The sequence below is a fragment of the Sphingomonas sp. PSPC2-2 genome (assembly GCF_049897725.1).
Taxonomy (GTDB): Bacteria; Pseudomonadota; Alphaproteobacteria; order Sphingomonadales; family Sphingomonadaceae; genus Sphingomonas.
Genome location: NZ_JAFCWU010000008.1, coordinates 59,066 through 75,531 on the forward strand (window position 1 = coordinate 59,066; position 16,466 = coordinate 75,531).

A 16,466-nucleotide genomic window follows, 5' to 3' on the forward strand; every position below is an offset into this window, starting at 1 on the left:
GCCGCACCCATCCTGCCGGAGAGACGCATGACCGATCCGTTACCGTCCGAAGAGGCAACGCTGTTCCCCAAGACTGCCGGGGAAAAGCTGCGCGAGGCGCGTGAGGCGCAGGGCTTGTCCCTCGCCGAGATCGCTGCGCGGACTCGCGTACCGGTGCGCCAGCTCGAAGCGATCGAACTCGGCAATTACGCGACCTTGCCGTCGATCACCTATTCGGTGGGTTTCGCCAAAGCCTATGCCCGTGCGGTCGGGATCGACGAAGTCGCGATCGCGCGCGAGGTGCGCGGTGCCAGCGATCAGCCCAATGCGGTCCGGCGAACCGAATATGAGGCCTATCAGATCGACGAGCCGTCGCGCGTGCCGACGCGCGGTCTGGCGATGGTGACGCTGCTGGTGGCGATCATACTGCTGGTTGGGGTCGGGGTGTTTTACGGGACCAACCTGTTTCGCGGCGAGGAGAGCGTGGCCACGACGCCCGCTGCCGAGCCAACCGCACCGGTCGCGGACGCGCCGACGGCTGCACCCACGCCTGCCGCGCCGACGGGTGCCGTGGTGTTGACCGCGACCGACGAGGTGTGGCTGAAAGTCTATGACAAGGCCGGAAAGACCTTGTTCATCGGCACAATGAAGGCCGGGGACACCTATGCGGTGCCCGGCGATGCTGTCGGCCCGATGATCAATGTCGGGCGTCCCGACAAATTGCAGGTGACGGTGGGCGGAACGCAGGTCGCGCCGCTTGGTGACGGCAAGGTTGCGATCAAGGACGTGCCGATCGACGCGGCGACGCTCGGGGCACGCGGGGCAGCACAGCCTAATCCGGCCGTTGCCGCACCCCCGACGCCCGCCGCCCCGACGCGTGCGGCATCGCGGAGCACGGCAAGCCCCGCCGCGCATCGCGATCGTGCGGGTTCGGCCTCGGTCGAACCGCCGCTCAACATCGCCGCTCCCGTCGCCCCGGAGCCGACCGGGCCCACGCCGGGCGCGACGCCGAAACCATGATCGTCTGCGCAATGGCGAGGTTCGTTGCGCGATTTCTATTTACACCGGGGGGTGTCGAATGCGCACTTATCTGATCTCTGCACTGGTCGTGGCTGGAACTGCCCTGGCCCCCCAGCCAGCATTTGCCCAGCGCACGACCGGCGCTGCAATTGAGGGGCGGGTGGACCGGCTCGAAGGCGAGATGCGCGCGGTGCAGCGCAAGGTGTTTCCGGGCGGAAGCGGGCAATATGTCCAGCCCGAGAACCAGCCGACCAACCCGGACACGATCCTGTCGGGCTCGCCCACCAGCCCGGTCGCGGACCTGACCGCGCGCGTCGATTCGCTGGAAACGCAGTTGCGCGGCATGACCGCGCAAATCGAAACCAATCAGCATCGCCTGCAACTGGTCGAGGGGCGATTGAAGACGCTCGAAGCGAATGCAGCGGCTGCGGCAGCGGCGGCCGCAGCCGCAGCAGAGCCCGCACCGATCCAGTCGCCCGGTGCCGATGATCGCCCCACTCCGGTACGCCCCGTAGCGGACCGGCCCTCCGACAAGCCGACGGCGGCCAAGCCGGCCCCGACCAAGGGCGGCGTGACCCCGCCGCCGGTCGTGCGCACGGTTGTTGCGAAGGACCCCGAACGTGGGGCGAAGCTCGCCGCGATCGATCGGCCGGACACTGGGGACGCTGCCGAAGACACCTATCTCTACGGCTATCGGCTGTGGGCGGCGAAGCTCTACCCCGAGGCCGAGGCGCAGTTCACCATCGTCACCACCAAATTCCCGACCCACAAGCGCGCGAGCTATGCGCAGAATCTGCTGGGCCGGTCGTATCTGGAAGATGGCAAGCCGTCGCTTGCCAGCCTTGCCTTTTACGACAATTACAAGAAATGGCCCGATGGCGACCGCGCGCCCGAAAGCCTTTATTATCTGGCCCAGGCACTGGTGAAACTCGACAAGCCCGCCGCCCAAGTGTGCAAGGTCTATACCGAGCTTACGCGGACCTACGGTGCCAAGGTCGATGCCGACCCAAAGATGAAGGCAGGCGTCGCCAAGGGCCGCGCCGCCGCCAATTGTTCGTGAGATGAGCGCGCTCGACCGTGCGGCGGTCGAGCGGTTCGGCGGTGATCTTGCGCATGTGCTGGGGGGTGCCGTCCCGCCCGATGCGCCGATCGCGCTGGCGGTGTCGGGCGGGCCCGACAGCATGGCGATGCTCGCGCTCGCGGCTGCGGCGTTTCCGGGGCAAGTTCACGCGGCCACGGTCGATCACCGCTTGCGCGCCGCCGCTGCCGCCGAGGCGCGGATGGTCGCCGCCTGGTGTGCCAACGCCGGGGTGCCACACACCACACTCGTGGTGGCAGAGCCGATTGGACCCGGGTCGGTGCAGGCGCGCGCCCGGGCTGTACGTTATGAGCTGCTGCTGCGCTGGGCGGCCGAGATCGGCGCGAGCTGCCTTGCTACCGCGCATCATGCCGACGATCAGGCCGAAACCTTCCTGATGCGCGCCGCACGCGGGTCGGGTGTGGCAGGGCTGGCGGGCATCCGCGCACGACAGCGGCGCGAAGTGGTTGCTCCCGGCCGATGCGGCGGGGTCGATTTGGTCCGCCCGCTCCTCGGATGGCGCGTGGCGGAATTGCGGGCTTTGGTGGTCGCAGCGGCGATGCCCTTCGTCGATGACCCCAGCAATGCAGATCCGCATTATGACCGCACGCGTTTTCGCGCGCTGCTCCGCGACACGCCATGGCTTGATCCTGCGCAGCTTGCACGGTCGGCTGGCTACGTCGCCGAGGCCGATGCGACGCTGCGCGAGATCGAGGCGTGGCTGTGGACGACGCGAAAGGTCACGCCCGAAGGGGTTGACGATCCAGACTTGCAAAGCTGGCTCGACCTGACCGATCTTCCGCGCGAGGTGCAACGCCGGATGTGCCGCTCCGCAATCCATTCGGTGCGCGCGGTGAACGGCATTGTCCGCCCGTCCTTCGACGACTCGACCAATATCGAACCGCTGCTAGACGCACTTGCGGCGGGCAAGACCGCGACCCAGGCCGGAATCATGGTGTCGGTGCGGGGAAAAGTGTGGCGTTTCGCCCCGCAACCGCCGCGTCGCTCACTCTGATCGGCGAATTTGCTTGGCGCATTCCATTGCCATTAATCCTCATGCGCCTATCTTGAGAGATCGAGAAAGGTACGTTTCCGCATGAACGACAACGACAAGCAGCCCGGCTCCAACACTGGCGGGCCCAACCCGTGGATGAAGTCGCTGCTCATCTGGGTTGGCATCCTCGTCGCGCTGGCGTTGTTCGTCACGCTGATCGGCAATCGCGAGCCTGGCCCCGCAGCGGCGCAGATCCCCTATTCGGCGTTCCTCGACAAGGTCGAGAGCGGTGCGGTCCATGACGTCAATATCGCGGGCGAGGTTGTTACCGGAACGTACAACGACACCACCAAATTCCGCACCTTCGCGCCGCAGGACCCGCGCCTGACCGATCGCCTGCGCGAAAAGGGCGTCGTGATCAGCGCCAAGCCCGAAGAGGGCGCGCCGATCTGGCAGATCCTGCTGGTCAATTCGCTGCCGTTCTTCCTGTTCCTCGGCCTTGGCTATTTCGTGCTGCGCCAGATGCAGAAGAACACCGGCTCGGGCGCGATGGGCTTCGGCAAGAGCCGCGCCAAGATGCTGACCCAGAAGGAAGGCCGCGTGACCTTCGATGATGTCGCCGGTATCGACGAAGCGCGCGAGGAGTTGCAGGAGATTGTCGAGTTCCTCAAGGACCCGACCAAGTTTGCCCGCCTCGGCGGCAAGATTCCTAAGGGCGCGTTGCTGGTCGGCTCGCCGGGCACCGGCAAGACGCTGCTCGCCCGCGCGATTGCGGGTGAGGCGGGCGTGCCGTTCTTCACCATTTCGGGGTCCGATTTCGTCGAGATGTTCGTCGGCGTCGGTGCCAGCCGCGTGCGCGACATGTTCGAACAGGCCAAGAAGTCGGCCCCCTGCATCGTCTTCATCGACGAAATCGACGCGGTCGGCCGCCATCGTGGTGCCGGCCTCGGCAATGGCAATGACGAACGCGAACAGACGCTCAACCAGTTGCTGGTCGAGATGGACGGGTTCGAGGCGAATGAAGGCATCATCATCATCGCCGCCACCAACCGGCCGGATGTGCTCGATCCAGCCTTGCTGCGTCCGGGCCGGTTCGATCGCCAGGTCGTCGTGCCCCGGCCCGACATTGAAGGCCGCGTAAAGATCCTCGAAGTGCATATGAAGAAGGTGCCGCTGGCACCCGACGTCGATGCGCGCGTCATCGCCCGCGGTACGCCCGGCTTCTCGGGTGCCGATCTCGCCAATCTCGTCAACGAAGCTGCTCTGCTGGCTGCGCGGAAAGGCAAGCGGCTGGTCGCGATGAGCGAGTTCGAAGAAGCCAAGGACAAGGTCATGATGGGGGCCGAACGGCGCTCGATGGTGATGACCGACGAAGAAAAGCGCATGACCGCCTATCATGAGGCCGGCCATGCGATCGTCTCGATCCACGAAGCAGCGTCCGACCCGATCCACAAGGCCACGATCATCCCGCGCGGTCGCGCATTGGGCATGGTGATGCGCCTGCCGGAACGCGATTCGTACAGCTATCACCGCGACAAGATGTACGCCAACCTCGCCGTTTCGATGGGCGGGCGCGTCGCCGAGGAAGTGATCTTCGGTTATGACAAGGTGTCGTCGGGTGCTTCGTCGGACATTCAATATGCCACCGGCCTGGCGCGCGACATGGTCACCAAATGGGGCATGTCCGACAAGGTTGGCCCGGTCGAATATGCCCAGCCCGAAGGCGAATCCTTCCTTGGCTATTCGAATTCGCAGCCGGTGCGCATGTCCAACCAGACCGCGCAATTGATCGACGACGAGATCAAGGCGATCGTCCAGGGCGGTCTCGACCGTGCCAAGCATCTGCTGACCGAGCATATCGACCAGCTTCACCTGCTGGCAGGGGCCTTGCTCGAATATGAGACGCTGTCGGGCGATGAGATCCTGAAGCTCGTCGCCGAGGGCAGCATCAGTCGCGACGACGGCCCCAAATCGCCATCGGTGCCGGGGGCTGGCACGTCTATCCCCAAGACGCGGAAGCCCAAGGGCGGCAGCGGCTTCGGCAATCCGGCACCTGCCGGAGCCTGATGCCAGGCACCAAGAGGCAAGAAAAGGCTGCGTCCGAAGCATCGGGCGCGGCCTTTTTTATGGGATAAGCCGCAGCCGAAATCCGCTGCCGCCAAGCGGCTATTCCATCAGCCCCATAACGAGCAGCATCGCGGCAAAGGCGAGCAACGCGACCCAGGCAAAGATCAGAAGGGCGACAGTGCGCCACAGCGCCGACCGCTTGCGCAGCCCATAAGCGCCGCGCAATTGTGCGAACATGTGGACGGGGGGAATGATCAGCGCCGCCCGCTCGATCAGCCACGACGATACGCCTGCGGTCGATAGCAGCGTCAGCGTCACCACCAGCATCATCATGAAGGCGATCGAATAGGTCACGAAGATCGCATGGTCGTACATCTGGAAGCGTCGCCGCCACAGAAACAGCAACGCCACGAACGGCGTTGAGATCGGGATCAGCGCCCAGCTATATTTGTACGCGCTCGACTGCAGTTTGTAGAGTACCAGTCCCGGGTTCTCCCTCGCCTTGGCCAGCCCCTTGTCGAGCGCGTGCCAACTGGTGTGAACGTCGTCGAAGCTAAGCGGGATGTCCTGCATTGCCTTGCCCGACATCACATTGCGCGCTGCGGTGAGCGAGGTCATATCGTCCTTCAACTCAGCGATTTTTTCCGCGGCACCGGGCGCATTGGGCGTTGCTTGCAGCTCGGCGAGCCGCGCCGTGTTCTTGGCGATATTGGCATCGATGTTCTGCACCGCCCTGGTGCGCGCCTCGGGCGGCATGCCGATGCCGAGTTCCCCCGCGATCGCGTGGATCGTCGCGAACATCAGGAACACCGAAAACAGGAACAACGCCAGCGGCGAGACGAAGCGTGCGCGCTCACCCGCGATATAGCGTCGCGTCAGTGCACCGGGGTGGAATGCCAGCATCGGCAAGGTGCGCCAGATCTTGCCTTCAAAGTGGAACACGCCGTGCAGCAGATCATGGCCGATCGAGTGCAGTGAACGGTGGACATGCCCGGCCTGGCCGCAGGCATGGCAAAAGTCGCCGTGCAGCGACGTTCCGCAATTCAGGCAAAGCCCATGCTCATGTGCGCGATGGACGATTTCGCCAGCATGCGGTTCGGCCACACGGCCGACCAGCATGCCCGTTGCGATATCGCCCGCTGCCCCGATTTCCCCCGACATGCGCGGAGCATAGCAGCGGCTTTTGCGAATGCGATAGCTTTTGCGGGGGCGGCCTTGCTCGTGATAGCGACGGTTTCATGAACGATGCCACGATTCTGCTCGCCGACATGACCAACCGCGCTCGCGCCGCTGCCCGCACGCTGGCGACGCTGCCGACAGCGACCAAGGCGGCTGCGTTGCGTGCGGCCGCGCAGGCGCTGCGCGATGCCGCGCCGCAGATCCTGTCCGCCAACGCCACCGATATGGCCAAGGCGACGGAAGCCGGTCTGTCGAACGCGATGCTCGACCGGTTGAAGCTCGATAGCGGGCGCGTGGCGGCGATGGCGGACGGCGTTGCCGCCGTTGCGGGACTGGCAGATCCGGTCGGCGCGATCATCGACGAGAGCGAGCGCCCCAACGGCCTGCGCCTGCGCCGCGTCCGCGTGCCGATCGGCGTGATCGGCATTATCTATGAAAGCCGCCCCAATGTGACCGCCGATGCCGCCGCGCTCGCGGTGATGGCGGGCAATGCTGTGATTCTGCGCGGGGGCTCGGAGGCGATCGAGAGCAACCGCGCGATCCACGCCGCGCTCGTGTCGGGCCTGGTGGCCGAAGGCATCCCCGCCGATGCCGCGCAACTGGTGCCCACCACCGACCGGGCCGCCGTCGGCGCGATGCTGGCGGCCGACGGATCGGCGGGCGCAGGCGCGATCGACCTGATCGTACCGCGCGGCGGCAAGGGGCTGGTAGCGCGCGTCCAAGCCGAGGCGCGTGTGCCCGTGCTCGCGCATCTCGACGGCATCAACCACATCTATGTCGATGCCTCGGCCGATCCGGCGATGGCCCGGTCGATCGTGGTCGATGCCAAGATGCGGCGCACCGGCGTGTGCGGTGCGATGGAGACGTTGCTGATCGATCGCGCTTATCCCGATCCGGTGGGGCTGGTCTCCGCTTTGCGCGATGCTGGCTGCGAGGTGCGCGGCGGCCCCGGCCTGCGCGCGCTGGTGCCCGATCTGGTGTCCGCGACCGATGCCGACTGGGACACCGAATATCTCGAGGCGATTGCCTCGGCGGGGCTGGTCGACGGCCTCGACGGTGCATTGCGTTTCATCGCGCGCCACAGCTCGCACCACACCGACGCGATCGTCGCGAATGACGAACGCGTCGCGACGCGCTTCCTCGCCGAAGTCGACAGTGCGATCGTGCTGTGGAACGCCTCGACGCAATTTGCCGATGGCGGCGAATTCGGGCTCGGTGCCGAAATCGGCATCGCCACCGGGCGCTTGCACGCGCGCGGCCCAGTGGCGCTCGAGGGCCTGACGACCTACAAATGGGTCGGCTATGGCACCGGGCAGGTGCGCGGTTGAAGACGGCGACACGGACGCGCATCGGCATTCTCGGCGGTTCGTTCAATCCAGCGCATGCGGGGCACCGCGCGATCAGCCTGGCGGCGCTGGAGGCGCTCGCGCTTGATGAAGTGTGGTGGCTGGTGTCGCCCGGCAATCCGTTGAAGGAGAAGAGCGGGGACATGGCACCGTTCGCGGCGCGCTTCGCCTCGGCGGCGCGCGTGGCGCGGCATGCGCCGATCCGGGTGAGTGCGATCGAGCAGCGTCTCGGCACCCGCTACACCGTCGATACGGTCACCAAATTGCGGCGACTCTTCCCCAAGAAGCAGTTCATCTGGCTGATGGGATCGGACAATCTCGTGCAGTTCGACCAGTGGAAAGGGTGGCGCCGGATCGCGCGTGAGGTTCCGATTGCGGTTATCGCGCGTCCGGGGTATGAACATGCTGCTCTCGCGGCTCCCGCGATGGGCTGGTTGCGGCGCGCACGTCGGCCCGCACACCAGGCGAAGAACTGGACGCAGTGGAGATTGCCGGCACTCGTGCTGTTGCGCTTCCGCCCCGACCCGCACTCCGCGACGCAGCTTCGTGCTGCCGACCCCGCCTGGCAGCGGCATTTCCTGCCAGATGAACCGTCCCCACCTTCTGCATAGGAATCGTCTTGGCCTCATCTTCTCCTGTTTATCGCGCGTCCGAACCCGATGAGGTCGAGGCGCTGCATCGGCTCGTGCTCGCGTCGCTCGACGACGATCAGGCGGTCGACACCATCTCGATCCCGCTCGCGGGCAAATCGAGCATCGCGGATTACATGGTCATCGCCAGTGGGCGTTCGACCCGCCAGGTCGCGTCGATGGCGCAGAAGCTCGCCGAAAAGATCAAGGGCGAGCTTGGCCGCCAGACCCGCATCGAAGGTCTGCCGACCGCGGATTGGGTGCTGCTCGATGCCGGGGACGTGATCGTGCATCTGTTCCGTCCCGAAGTGCGCACCTTCTACAATCTGGAACGGATGTGGGCGTTTGGCGATGCGCCGACGCCGCCGGTCGCCCCGGCGATTGCGGATTGATCGCACGATCTTCTGCCTCCCCGGCGAAGGCCGGGGCCCAGTCGTGAGCGGTGAGATGGTGCGCGCAGCGCTTACGAGCAGCGGTCTCTGCGATTGGGCCCCGGCCTTCGCCGGGGCAGGCGTGGGCTAAGACCTCTCGCAACGGAGTCAACAATGCTGCTCCACATCGTTGCCCGTGGTCGGATCGGGCGCGGGCCGGAGGCCGAATTGGTCGAGCGCTATGTCAAGCGGCTGGCCTGGCCGTTCAAGATGACCGAATTGCCCGATACCGGCGGCAAGATGCCTGCGGTCGAGCCGGGCACGCGCGTGGTGATGCTCGACGAGACCGGGCAGGTGCTGCCCTCGCGCGATCTTGCGGCGACGTTGGAGAAGTGGCGCGATGGCGGCGTGCGTGAGGCGCGCTTTCTGATCGGGGCGGCGGATGGCTTTGACGATGCGCAGCGCGCCGAGGCCGATGTGTTGCTGAGCTTCGGGCGGGCGACCTGGCCGCACTTGTTGGCGCGCGCGATGCTGGCGGAGCAATTGTACCGCGCGACCAGCATTCTCGCCAACCATCCCTATCACCGCGAGGGGTAAGATGCGCGGGCGGGGCTTTTTGATCGGGGCGCTGGCGCTGGCGGGTGCAAGTGTAGCACCGGCGCAGGATACCGCCGACCAGCGTCAGCGACTGGCCGAGGCCAAGGCGCAATCGGCTGCCGCTGCCGCGCGTTCGGCCGGGCTGGAACGCGCCGCCGCCATCGAACGCGACCAGGCCGCGCAGGCGCGCGCGCAGGAGGCGGCCGTCGCCGCGCGGATTCAACAGGCCGAGGCCGACATCGCCGCCGGTCAAGCGCGGATCGCGATCATTGACCGGTTGCTGGCCGATCAGCGCGCGCGGCTCGCCGCGAAGCAAGCGCCGGTCGCGCGCCTGATGGCGGCGCTGCAATCGCTCGCGCGGCGTCCCGCGGTGATCAGCATGGTCCAGCCCGGTTCGGTCGACGATCTGGTTCACGTCCGCGCGGTGCTGTCGAGCACGCTGCCGGTCATCCGCGCGCGCACCGCCGATGTCCGCGCCGATCTTGCGCACACGCGGGCGCTGCAGGAACAGGCTGCGCTGGCGACGCGCGCGCTGGCCGAAAGTCGCACACGGCTGGAGGCGCAGCGGCTGGCGCTGACGCGGTTGGAGGCGGAACACCGCTTGCGCTCGCGCACGTTGGGGCGCGATGCGCTGTTCGAATCCGACCGGGCCATCGCGCTCGGCGAAAAGGCCCGCGACATCGTCGATCTGATGGATACGATCGGCAATCAGGCGGCGACGCGGGAGAGCCTGGAATCGCTCCCGGGACCGTTGCCGCGTCCGCCGCGGCCGGGGGAAGTCGCGGCACCGGTCGACCAGGGGCACTGGTCGTCCGCCGCCCCGCCTTATCGTCTGCCGGTCCAGGGCAAAATCGTAACCGGCCTTGGCGAAGTGTCGGCGGCGGGCGTGCGGTCGCGCGGGCTGACGCTTGCGCCACTCGCGGGTGCGCAAGTCGTCGCGCCCGCTGCCGGACGCATCGCCTTTGCCGGGCCGTTTCGGGATTATGGGGCGATCGTCATTATCGATCATGGCGGCGGCTGGACGTCGCTGGTGGCAGGGCTCGGCAGCGTCAGCGTGCGGATCGGCGAAGCCGTCGGGCAGGGCGCGCCGATCGGTCAGGCCCAGCGTGGCGAGGCTCCGCGCGTGACCGTCGAACTGCGGCGGCGCGATCGCGCGGTGGACATGACCGCGCTGATCGGCTGAGTCACGCTGCGTTCAGGGCCACCATGCTTTGCTCTGCGATGAAACCCCGCTACGGTGCGGCGATACCCTCTTGGTCGTACGAGTATCGAAACGATGTCGCGCTTTTCCACCTCGCTGTTTCAGGCCTCCGCAATTGCCGCGGTGCTGGCCATTGTGCCGATCGGCACCAGCGCAATGGCGGCGGTCGACACCGGCACGTACCGCGAAATGTCGGTGTTTCTCGACGTGTTCAACCGGGTGAAGGCGGAATATGTCGACAAGGTCGATGACAAGGTGCTGGTCAAGGGCGCGATCCAGGGAATGCTCGCCGCGCTCGATCCGCACAGCGCATATGAGACCGGGCTCGATTACGACAATCTCAAGATCCAGACGATGGGTAGTTATGGCGGCCTTGGCCTCACCGTCACGATGGAGGATGGCGCGGTCAAGGTGATGTCGCCACAGCCCGATGCGCCGGGCGCGCGCGCCGGGATCAAGTCGGGCGACTATATCACGCATATCGACGGCAAATTGATTTTCGGCGATTCGCTTGATGAATCGATCCAGAAGATGCGCGGCGCGCCGGGCACCAAGGTCGCGCTGACGCTGTTGCGTCCAGGTCGCGACAAGCCGATCCAGGTCACGCTGGTGCGCGAGAAGATCGTGCAGAAGCCGGTCAAATGGAGCGTAAAGGACGGCGTCGGCGTCATCACCATCACCGCCTTTTCGGAACATACCGGGGAGGCGGTTACGGGCGCGATCCGGGGCATCGTCAAGCAACTCGGCCATGATCCGCTCGGTTACATCATCGATTTGCGCGACAATGGCGGCGGCTTGCGCGACGAGTCGATCGCCGTTGCCGACAACTTCCTCAGCAGCGGTGAAATCGTCTCGCAGCGCGGTCGCGACAAGGCCGATATCGAGCCGTTTTACGCCGAATCCTATGTGAAGGGCGATCTGGCGCATGGCGTGCCGATCATCGTGCTGACCAACGCCGGGACCGCGTCCGCGTCGGAAATCGTCGCGGGGGCTCTGCAGGATCACCACCGCGCGCTGGTGATGGGCGAACGCTCGTTCGGTAAGGGGTCGGTGCAGACGGTGATCGATCTTGGCGACAATGCCGCGCTGCGATTGACCACTTCGCGGTATTATACCCCGTCGGGACGATCGGTGCAGGAGGGCGGGATCGAGCCCGATATCGCGGTGCCGCAGCTTTCCGACCCCGATTACAAATCGCGCCCGGTGTTCCGCGAGGATGATTTGCGGCGCCATCTCATCAACGAGGTGAAGGCCAATAACGGGGCTCTGGAGGAGGACGGCAAGGTCGATCCGCGCTTTGCCGCGACGGCGGAAGAGTTGAAGGCCAAGGGGGTCGACGATTTCCAGCTTAGCTACGCGCTGAAAACGCTCGCGCGGCTGTCCTCGACCCAGCAATCCGTGACCGCGGCGAAATAAGCGATGATCCGGGACCGTTTTCGCGCCGCACGTTTGCTCGCGTTGCTGATTCCGCTGGCGTTGCTCGGCGGTGCGCTGGCCTTTCAATATATCGGCAAGCTCTATCCGTGCGAGATGTGCTGGTGGCAGCGGTATCCGCACATCGCGGCGCTTGTGCTGGCGGCGCTGGCGTTTGTCGTGCCGGGACGGGCGGCGCGGACCGCGCTCGTCGGGCTGGCAGCTTTGGCGATTTTGCTGAGCGGCCTGATCGGCGTCTATCATGCCGGGGTCGAATATCATTGGTGGGCGGGCGTTACTGCCTGCACCTCCACCGTATCGGGCCCAATCACGCTCGACAGCATCATGAACGCGCCGATCATCCGCTGCGACGTGGCGCAATGGACGTTGTTCCATATTTCGCTCGCCGGATACAATGCGCTCTTTTCGAGTGCGGGCGCGCTCGCCATCTTCGCGCTGATGCAGAGGAAGGCAGCATGACTCGTTGGAAACCTGGCGACCCGAAGCGTGCAACCGCATCGATGGTACGGGTCGATCAAGCAGGCGAATATGGCGCGACGCGCATCTATGCGGGGCAGCTTGCAGTGCTGGGCGATCGCAGCCCGGCGGCGCGCGCGATTGCCGGCATGGCCAATCAGGAAGAACGCCACCGTGCGTTTTTCGATTCGATGATGGCGCGGCGCAGTGTGCGCCCGACCGTGCTGCAACCGTTTTGGGATGTCGCCGGTTTCGCGCTTGGGGCGGTAACGGCGGCGATGGGTCCTGAAGCCGCGATGGCTTGCACTGCCGCCGTCGAAACCGAGATCGACAAGCATTATGCCGAGCAACTCGATGTGCTAGGTGACAGCGATCCGGAGCTTTCGGCCGCCATCCGCGATTTTCAGGCCGAAGAGGTCGAACATCGCGAAACGGCGCTGGCGGCAGGTGCGGAAAACGCTGTCGGGTATCCGTTGCTCAGCGCGGCCATCCGGCTGGGGTGCAAGGTTGCCATCGCGACCGCGAAACGGATTTGACGGGAGACAGGATCATGGCGAACCTGACGACGAAGACAGCGCTGGCGGCGACATTGCTTACGGGCATTGGCCTGGGCGGTTTGGTGCCCGCGCCGCTCGCGGCGCAGAACGTGCCGGTACCGACGCTGGTGATCTACGGCACGCAAAAGTGCCCGACCGATGCCGATGGCAATGAAATCGTGGTGTGCGTCCGCCGCAAGCCTGGCGAGCAGTTCCGCATTCCCAAGGAATTGCGCGAATTGAAGGTCACGCCGGAAAACGAGAGCTGGGCGGCCAAGTCAGCGGCCAATGATCGGGTTGGTGCGACGGGAATCGGCAGTTGCTCGACGGTAGGTGCCGGCGGATCGACCGGCTGCTTCGCGCAGGCCGGCCAACGCTATAAGCGCGAAAAGCAGGACGCCAAAGCTGACCAGCGCGCCATAGAAGCCTCTTTGCCGTAATGGGTTGAGCGTGCAAGTGCGCGAGATGCGAACGGGGCCGTCGCTGATTGGGAGTTGCTCTGCGCTTCCCTTGGGCCGCTCGCTCGGCCAATGGCTGTTCGCCTGATTACATGAGAGAGCCTGACACGACCGTTCGCGCGCCCCATGCGGCGGCGCTTCTGCTGTTCGCGCTGGTGTGGCTGTCGTGCATATGGTTCGGCTCGTTCGAGCTCAATCCCAACAACGCCACACGCCTGTTTGGCGCACTCGCGCTGGTCGAACGCGGTGAGGCGACGATCGATCGCTATGAGACGCTGACGATCGACAAAGCGCAGTTCGCGACCAAGACGGGCACGCATTACTATATGGACAAGGCCCCCGGCATGACGCTGATGGCGGCACCGGTGGTTTGGGCGGCCGACCATTTGGCGGGAGCGCAGTCCTATGACGAGGTGATCGACATCACCAATCTCCGGCTCGCGAATTTCCTGCGGCTTCGCTTGTGGCTGGCGGTGGCATTCGGCGCGGCGGTGTTGACGGCCTTTGCCACCGTGCTGCTGTTCGATTTCGGCACCGGACTCACTGGCAGCCCAGCCGCCGGGCTGTTTGCGGCGCTGGGCTATGCCTTGGGATCGGTGATATGGGGCTGGTCGACCACGATGTTCGGCCACGCTTCGGTCGCGGCGCTGTTTCTGATCGCGACCTGGGCGATCTGGCGCGGCACATCGGGCGCGAAGGAGCTTGGGCGTTGGCGCTATCCGGTGATGGCCGGGTTGGCGCTTGGCTGGGCGGTTGCGGTGGAATTTCAGGCGGCCTTGGGCGGCATTGCCATCGGGCTATGGGCCTTGTGGCGCAGCCGGGGGGCGGTGTGGCCGATGCGGTGGCGATTGTACGCGCTGGCGGTCGCGGCGGCCGTGGTCGCGGTGCTGCCGATGTTGGCCTATAATCAGTTTGCCTTCGGAACCCCGTTCATGACCGGCTATCGCGGCGTGGTCGGGTTTAGCGGGATGAACCAGGGGCTGTTCGGCCTGACCTATCCAAAACCGGAAGCGCTGCTTGGCATTACCCTGGGACTCCGGCGTGGATTGTTCTGGGTGGCACCCGCGCTCGCAATGGGTGCGGCGGGCGTGATCCTATTGCTGCGCGATCGCGCGACGCGCGACCTTGGCGTGCTGGCGGTCGCGGTGATCGTGATCGTACTCTCGCTCAATGCGTCCTACGCTTATTGGGATGGCGGCGCGTCAACCGGGCCGCGCCATTCGGTGCCAGCGATTCCCTTTCTCGCGCTCGGCCTCGCTCCATTCTGGGTATCGCTGCGCTCGCGCGCGGCCAAGCGCTCGGCGGCGGCACTGCTCGCGCTGTCGATGATCGTCAATCTGGTGATCGCATCGACCGACATCTTCGCGCCCGAAAACATGGCGATGCCGGTGTGGACGCGCAATTTTGTCGGCCTGTTCGCGCACGGCAAGTTCAATACACTGGCCAATGTCTATTGGGGGTGGCAGCCGTGGTTCGGTTTTGCGCTGTATCTCGACGTCGCGCTGCCGACGCTGGCGCTGATCCTGTGGTGGACGCGGCGCGCGGAGCGGGATCGGCAGCGTACGGGGTCAGTATAAGCGGCCGCCATTGGGCACGGGCAGCGTGGGCTGAATCAAGACGACCTCGCCATCCTCGTCGGGAAAGCCCAGCGTCAGCACTTCGGACATCACCGGACCGATCTGGCGCGGTGGAAAATTCACCACCGCGGCCACTTGGCGACCGGGCAATTCCTCCAGCGTGTAGCGTTTGGTAATTTGCGCCGAGGACCGCTTGATCCCGATCTCCGGCCCGAAATCGATCTTCAACCGATAGGCCGGCTTGCGCGCCTCCGGGAAGGGCAAGGCCTCGACGATCGTCCCGACGCGGATGTCGAGCTTCAGGAAATCGTCGAAGGTGGCGCGCTCAGAAATCGACATCGTCATAATGTTTCGGCGGCACGATGCCCTCCATCCGTTCCGACAGCAAGGGACGGAAGCTCGGGCGGCTCTTGAACCCGCGATACCATTTCGCGGTCTGTTCGTGATTCTTCCAGTCGATTCCGCCGAGATAATCGGCGACCGAAATTTGCGCCGCGGCGGCGAGGTCGGCCAGACTCATCGTCGATCCTGCCATCCAATTATGATGGTCGAGCAAATAATCGGTATAATCGAGGTGGCGCACCGCCGCCTTCATCGCGTCGCGCAGGCGGCGCGCATCGGGCGGTTCCTTGGTGACCAGGCGCTTTTCCATGCGTTCGTGCAGCAGCGGCGCGACGATGTCGGCGAAGAACTGCGAATCGAACCAGGCGACGAGACGGCGGATTTCGGCGCGGTTGACCGCCGTGCCGTTGAGCATCGCGTTCTTCTCGACGGTTTCCTCAAGATATTCGCAGATCGCCATCGAATCCATCAGGCGGATGCTGCGCAGCGCGTCGGTCATCACCGGCACCTGGCCCGCCGGGTTCAGGTCAAGAAACTCGTCCCGCTGTTCCCACGGGTTTTCGCGGACGAGTTCGCAGCCGACGCCCTTTTCACCGAGCAGCAGGCGCACCTTGCGCGAGAACGGGCAGAGGGGGAATTGAAAGAGTTGCCACATAGGCCCGTCGTAGAAGCTGCGCGGCGGTGGGGGAAGATGGCTTGGCGCGGGATTCGTTCGATCGACCCCGTCCCGAGATGTCGGACGCCAATCCGGACGTTAGCGTAGCGACTCCATTTCCGCCCGCGTCTGGTCGAGCAGATGATGGATGCGGTCGGAAGTGCGCTTGAGCTCGGCGCTCATGCTGGCGACATCCTGCATCGCACGCCCTGTTGCGGCGATCGCACCGCGTGCGCTTTCGTGCAGGTCGCGGCGGTAATTGGGGTTGGAGCGTGCTGCCAGATCCCCAAGGGTGTTGTCGGGACGGACATTCGCGCGCGGATCGGCATAATGCGCCAGCGGGCCGACATGGGTCTGGAGCAAGGCATCCGCGAATTCGTCGACGGTTGCCGCAAGGCCTTCCTGGACAAGTGGCATCGACAGCGCCGAGCCGAGTTGCTGCGCATCGACTGCGGGCGGTTGCGGTGCGCGGTCCTGCGCGAAGGCTGGCCCCGCCAGGCAGAGTGCGAACACACCGATCAGAAAAGGACGCATGACAACCTCGAAT

18 protein-coding genes are annotated in these 16,466 nt (G+C 65.4%); 14 read left to right on the forward strand and 4 right to left on the reverse strand.

The genetic code is table 11. The features are described from left to right. The first annotated feature begins 27 nt into the window (after window positions 1–27). The 4 genes from ACP7BY_RS14870 to ftsH all read left to right on the forward strand — a co-directional run bounded on the left by ACP7BY_RS14870 (window position 28) and on the right by ftsH (window position 5,138). The gene (locus ACP7BY_RS14870; protein ID WP_137902706.1) at window positions 28–999 is read left to right on the forward strand and encodes a helix-turn-helix domain-containing protein; all 972 of its coding nucleotides are present in this window, start codon (window positions 28–30) and stop codon (window positions 997–999) included. Between the two features lie 58 nt (window positions 1,000–1,057). Then, window positions 1,058–2,059 carry a tetratricopeptide repeat protein gene (locus ACP7BY_RS14875; protein WP_033964682.1) on the forward strand — a complete coding sequence of 334 codons (1,002 nt, stop codon included), beginning with the start codon at window positions 1,058–1,060 and terminating at the stop codon, window positions 2,057–2,059. A gap of 1 nt (window position 2,060) precedes the next feature. Beyond that, window positions 2,061–3,092 (forward strand): tRNA lysidine(34) synthetase TilS, encoded by a 1,032-nt coding sequence (gene tilS, locus ACP7BY_RS14880; RefSeq protein WP_137902705.1) that lies wholly within the window; start codon window positions 2,061–2,063, stop codon window positions 3,090–3,092. An 81-nt stretch (window positions 3,093–3,173) separates the two neighbouring features. After that, window positions 3,174–5,138 carry an ATP-dependent zinc metalloprotease FtsH gene (gene ftsH / locus ACP7BY_RS14885; RefSeq protein WP_033964681.1) on the forward strand — a complete coding sequence of 655 codons (1,965 nt, stop codon included), beginning with the start codon at window positions 3,174–3,176 and terminating at the stop codon, window positions 5,136–5,138. Between the two features lie 99 nt (window positions 5,139–5,237). On the opposite strand, the gene ACP7BY_RS14890 is transcribed toward ftsH, so the two are convergent. Further along, a complete protein-coding gene (locus ACP7BY_RS14890) occupies window positions 5,238–6,299 on the reverse strand; it encodes a DUF3667 domain-containing protein (RefSeq protein WP_033964680.1) in 1,062 nt (353 codons plus the stop codon). 77 nt (window positions 6,300–6,376) lie between these two features. On the opposite strand from ACP7BY_RS14890, the gene ACP7BY_RS14895 reads away from it, so the two are divergent. From ACP7BY_RS14895 to ACP7BY_RS14940, 10 genes are all read left to right on the forward strand, one after another. Continuing rightward, complete coding sequence (locus ACP7BY_RS14895) at window positions 6,377–7,645, forward strand: glutamate-5-semialdehyde dehydrogenase (RefSeq protein ID WP_033964679.1); 1,269 nt, start codon at window positions 6,377–6,379, stop codon at window positions 7,643–7,645. Beyond that, window positions 7,609–8,274 carry a nicotinate-nucleotide adenylyltransferase gene (locus ACP7BY_RS14900; protein ID WP_052192313.1) on the forward strand — a complete coding sequence of 222 codons (666 nt, stop codon included), beginning with the start codon at window positions 7,609–7,611 and terminating at the stop codon, window positions 8,272–8,274. Before ACP7BY_RS14895 ends, ACP7BY_RS14900 begins: the two co-directional genes overlap by 37 nt. A gap of 8 nt (window positions 8,275–8,282) precedes the next feature. Continuing rightward, window positions 8,283–8,684 carry a ribosome silencing factor gene (rsfS, locus tag ACP7BY_RS14905; RefSeq protein WP_033964677.1) on the forward strand — a complete coding sequence of 134 codons (402 nt, stop codon included), beginning with the start codon at window positions 8,283–8,285 and terminating at the stop codon, window positions 8,682–8,684. Between the two features lie 153 nt (window positions 8,685–8,837). Next, on the forward strand, window positions 8,838–9,260 hold the full coding sequence (locus tag ACP7BY_RS14910) for a 23S rRNA (pseudouridine(1915)-N(3))-methyltransferase RlmH (protein WP_033964676.1): 423 nt from the start codon (window positions 8,838–8,840) through the stop codon (window positions 9,258–9,260). A gap of 1 nt (window position 9,261) precedes the next feature. Beyond that, window positions 9,262–10,443, forward strand: coding sequence for a murein hydrolase activator EnvC family protein (locus tag ACP7BY_RS14915; protein WP_126845433.1), 1,182 nt, complete (start codon window positions 9,262–9,264; stop codon window positions 10,441–10,443). A gap of 93 nt (window positions 10,444–10,536) precedes the next feature. Next, window positions 10,537–11,877: a S41 family peptidase gene (locus ACP7BY_RS14920; RefSeq protein WP_033963508.1), complete on the forward strand. Its 1,341-nt coding sequence runs from the start codon at window positions 10,537–10,539 to the stop codon at window positions 11,875–11,877. Between the two features lie 3 nt (window positions 11,878–11,880). Then, the gene (locus tag ACP7BY_RS14925) at window positions 11,881–12,354 is read left to right on the forward strand and encodes a disulfide bond formation protein B (RefSeq protein WP_033963509.1); all 474 of its coding nucleotides are present in this window, start codon (window positions 11,881–11,883) and stop codon (window positions 12,352–12,354) included. Beyond that, complete coding sequence (locus ACP7BY_RS14930) at window positions 12,351–12,887, forward strand: demethoxyubiquinone hydroxylase family protein (RefSeq protein WP_137902704.1); 537 nt, start codon at window positions 12,351–12,353, stop codon at window positions 12,885–12,887. The genes ACP7BY_RS14925 and ACP7BY_RS14930 overlap by 4 nt, the downstream gene beginning before the upstream one ends. 14 nt (window positions 12,888–12,901) lie before the next feature. Beyond that, a complete protein-coding gene (locus ACP7BY_RS14935; protein WP_033963511.1) occupies window positions 12,902–13,327 on the forward strand; it encodes a hypothetical protein in 426 nt (141 codons plus the stop codon). A gap of 110 nt (window positions 13,328–13,437) precedes the next feature. Further along, window positions 13,438–14,922 (forward strand): hypothetical protein, encoded by a 1,485-nt coding sequence (locus ACP7BY_RS14940; protein WP_137902703.1) that lies wholly within the window; start codon window positions 13,438–13,440, stop codon window positions 14,920–14,922. On the opposite strand, the gene ACP7BY_RS14945 is transcribed toward ACP7BY_RS14940, so the two are convergent. The 3 genes from ACP7BY_RS14945 to ACP7BY_RS14955 form a co-directional block, all read right to left on the reverse strand. Continuing rightward, a complete protein-coding gene (locus ACP7BY_RS14945) occupies window positions 14,914–15,261 on the reverse strand; it encodes a tRNA-binding protein (RefSeq protein WP_081988595.1) in 348 nt (115 codons plus the stop codon). The genes ACP7BY_RS14940 and ACP7BY_RS14945 overlap by 9 nt on opposite strands. Then, window positions 15,248–15,919, reverse strand: coding sequence for a glutathione S-transferase family protein (locus ACP7BY_RS14950; RefSeq protein WP_033963514.1), 672 nt, complete (start codon window positions 15,917–15,919; stop codon window positions 15,248–15,250). Before ACP7BY_RS14950 ends, ACP7BY_RS14945 begins: the two co-directional genes overlap by 14 nt. Window positions 15,920–16,018: 99 nt before the next feature. Further along, a complete protein-coding gene (locus tag ACP7BY_RS14955) occupies window positions 16,019–16,453 on the reverse strand; it encodes a hypothetical protein (protein WP_033963561.1) in 435 nt (144 codons plus the stop codon). Window positions 16,454–16,466 lie beyond the last annotated feature (13 nt).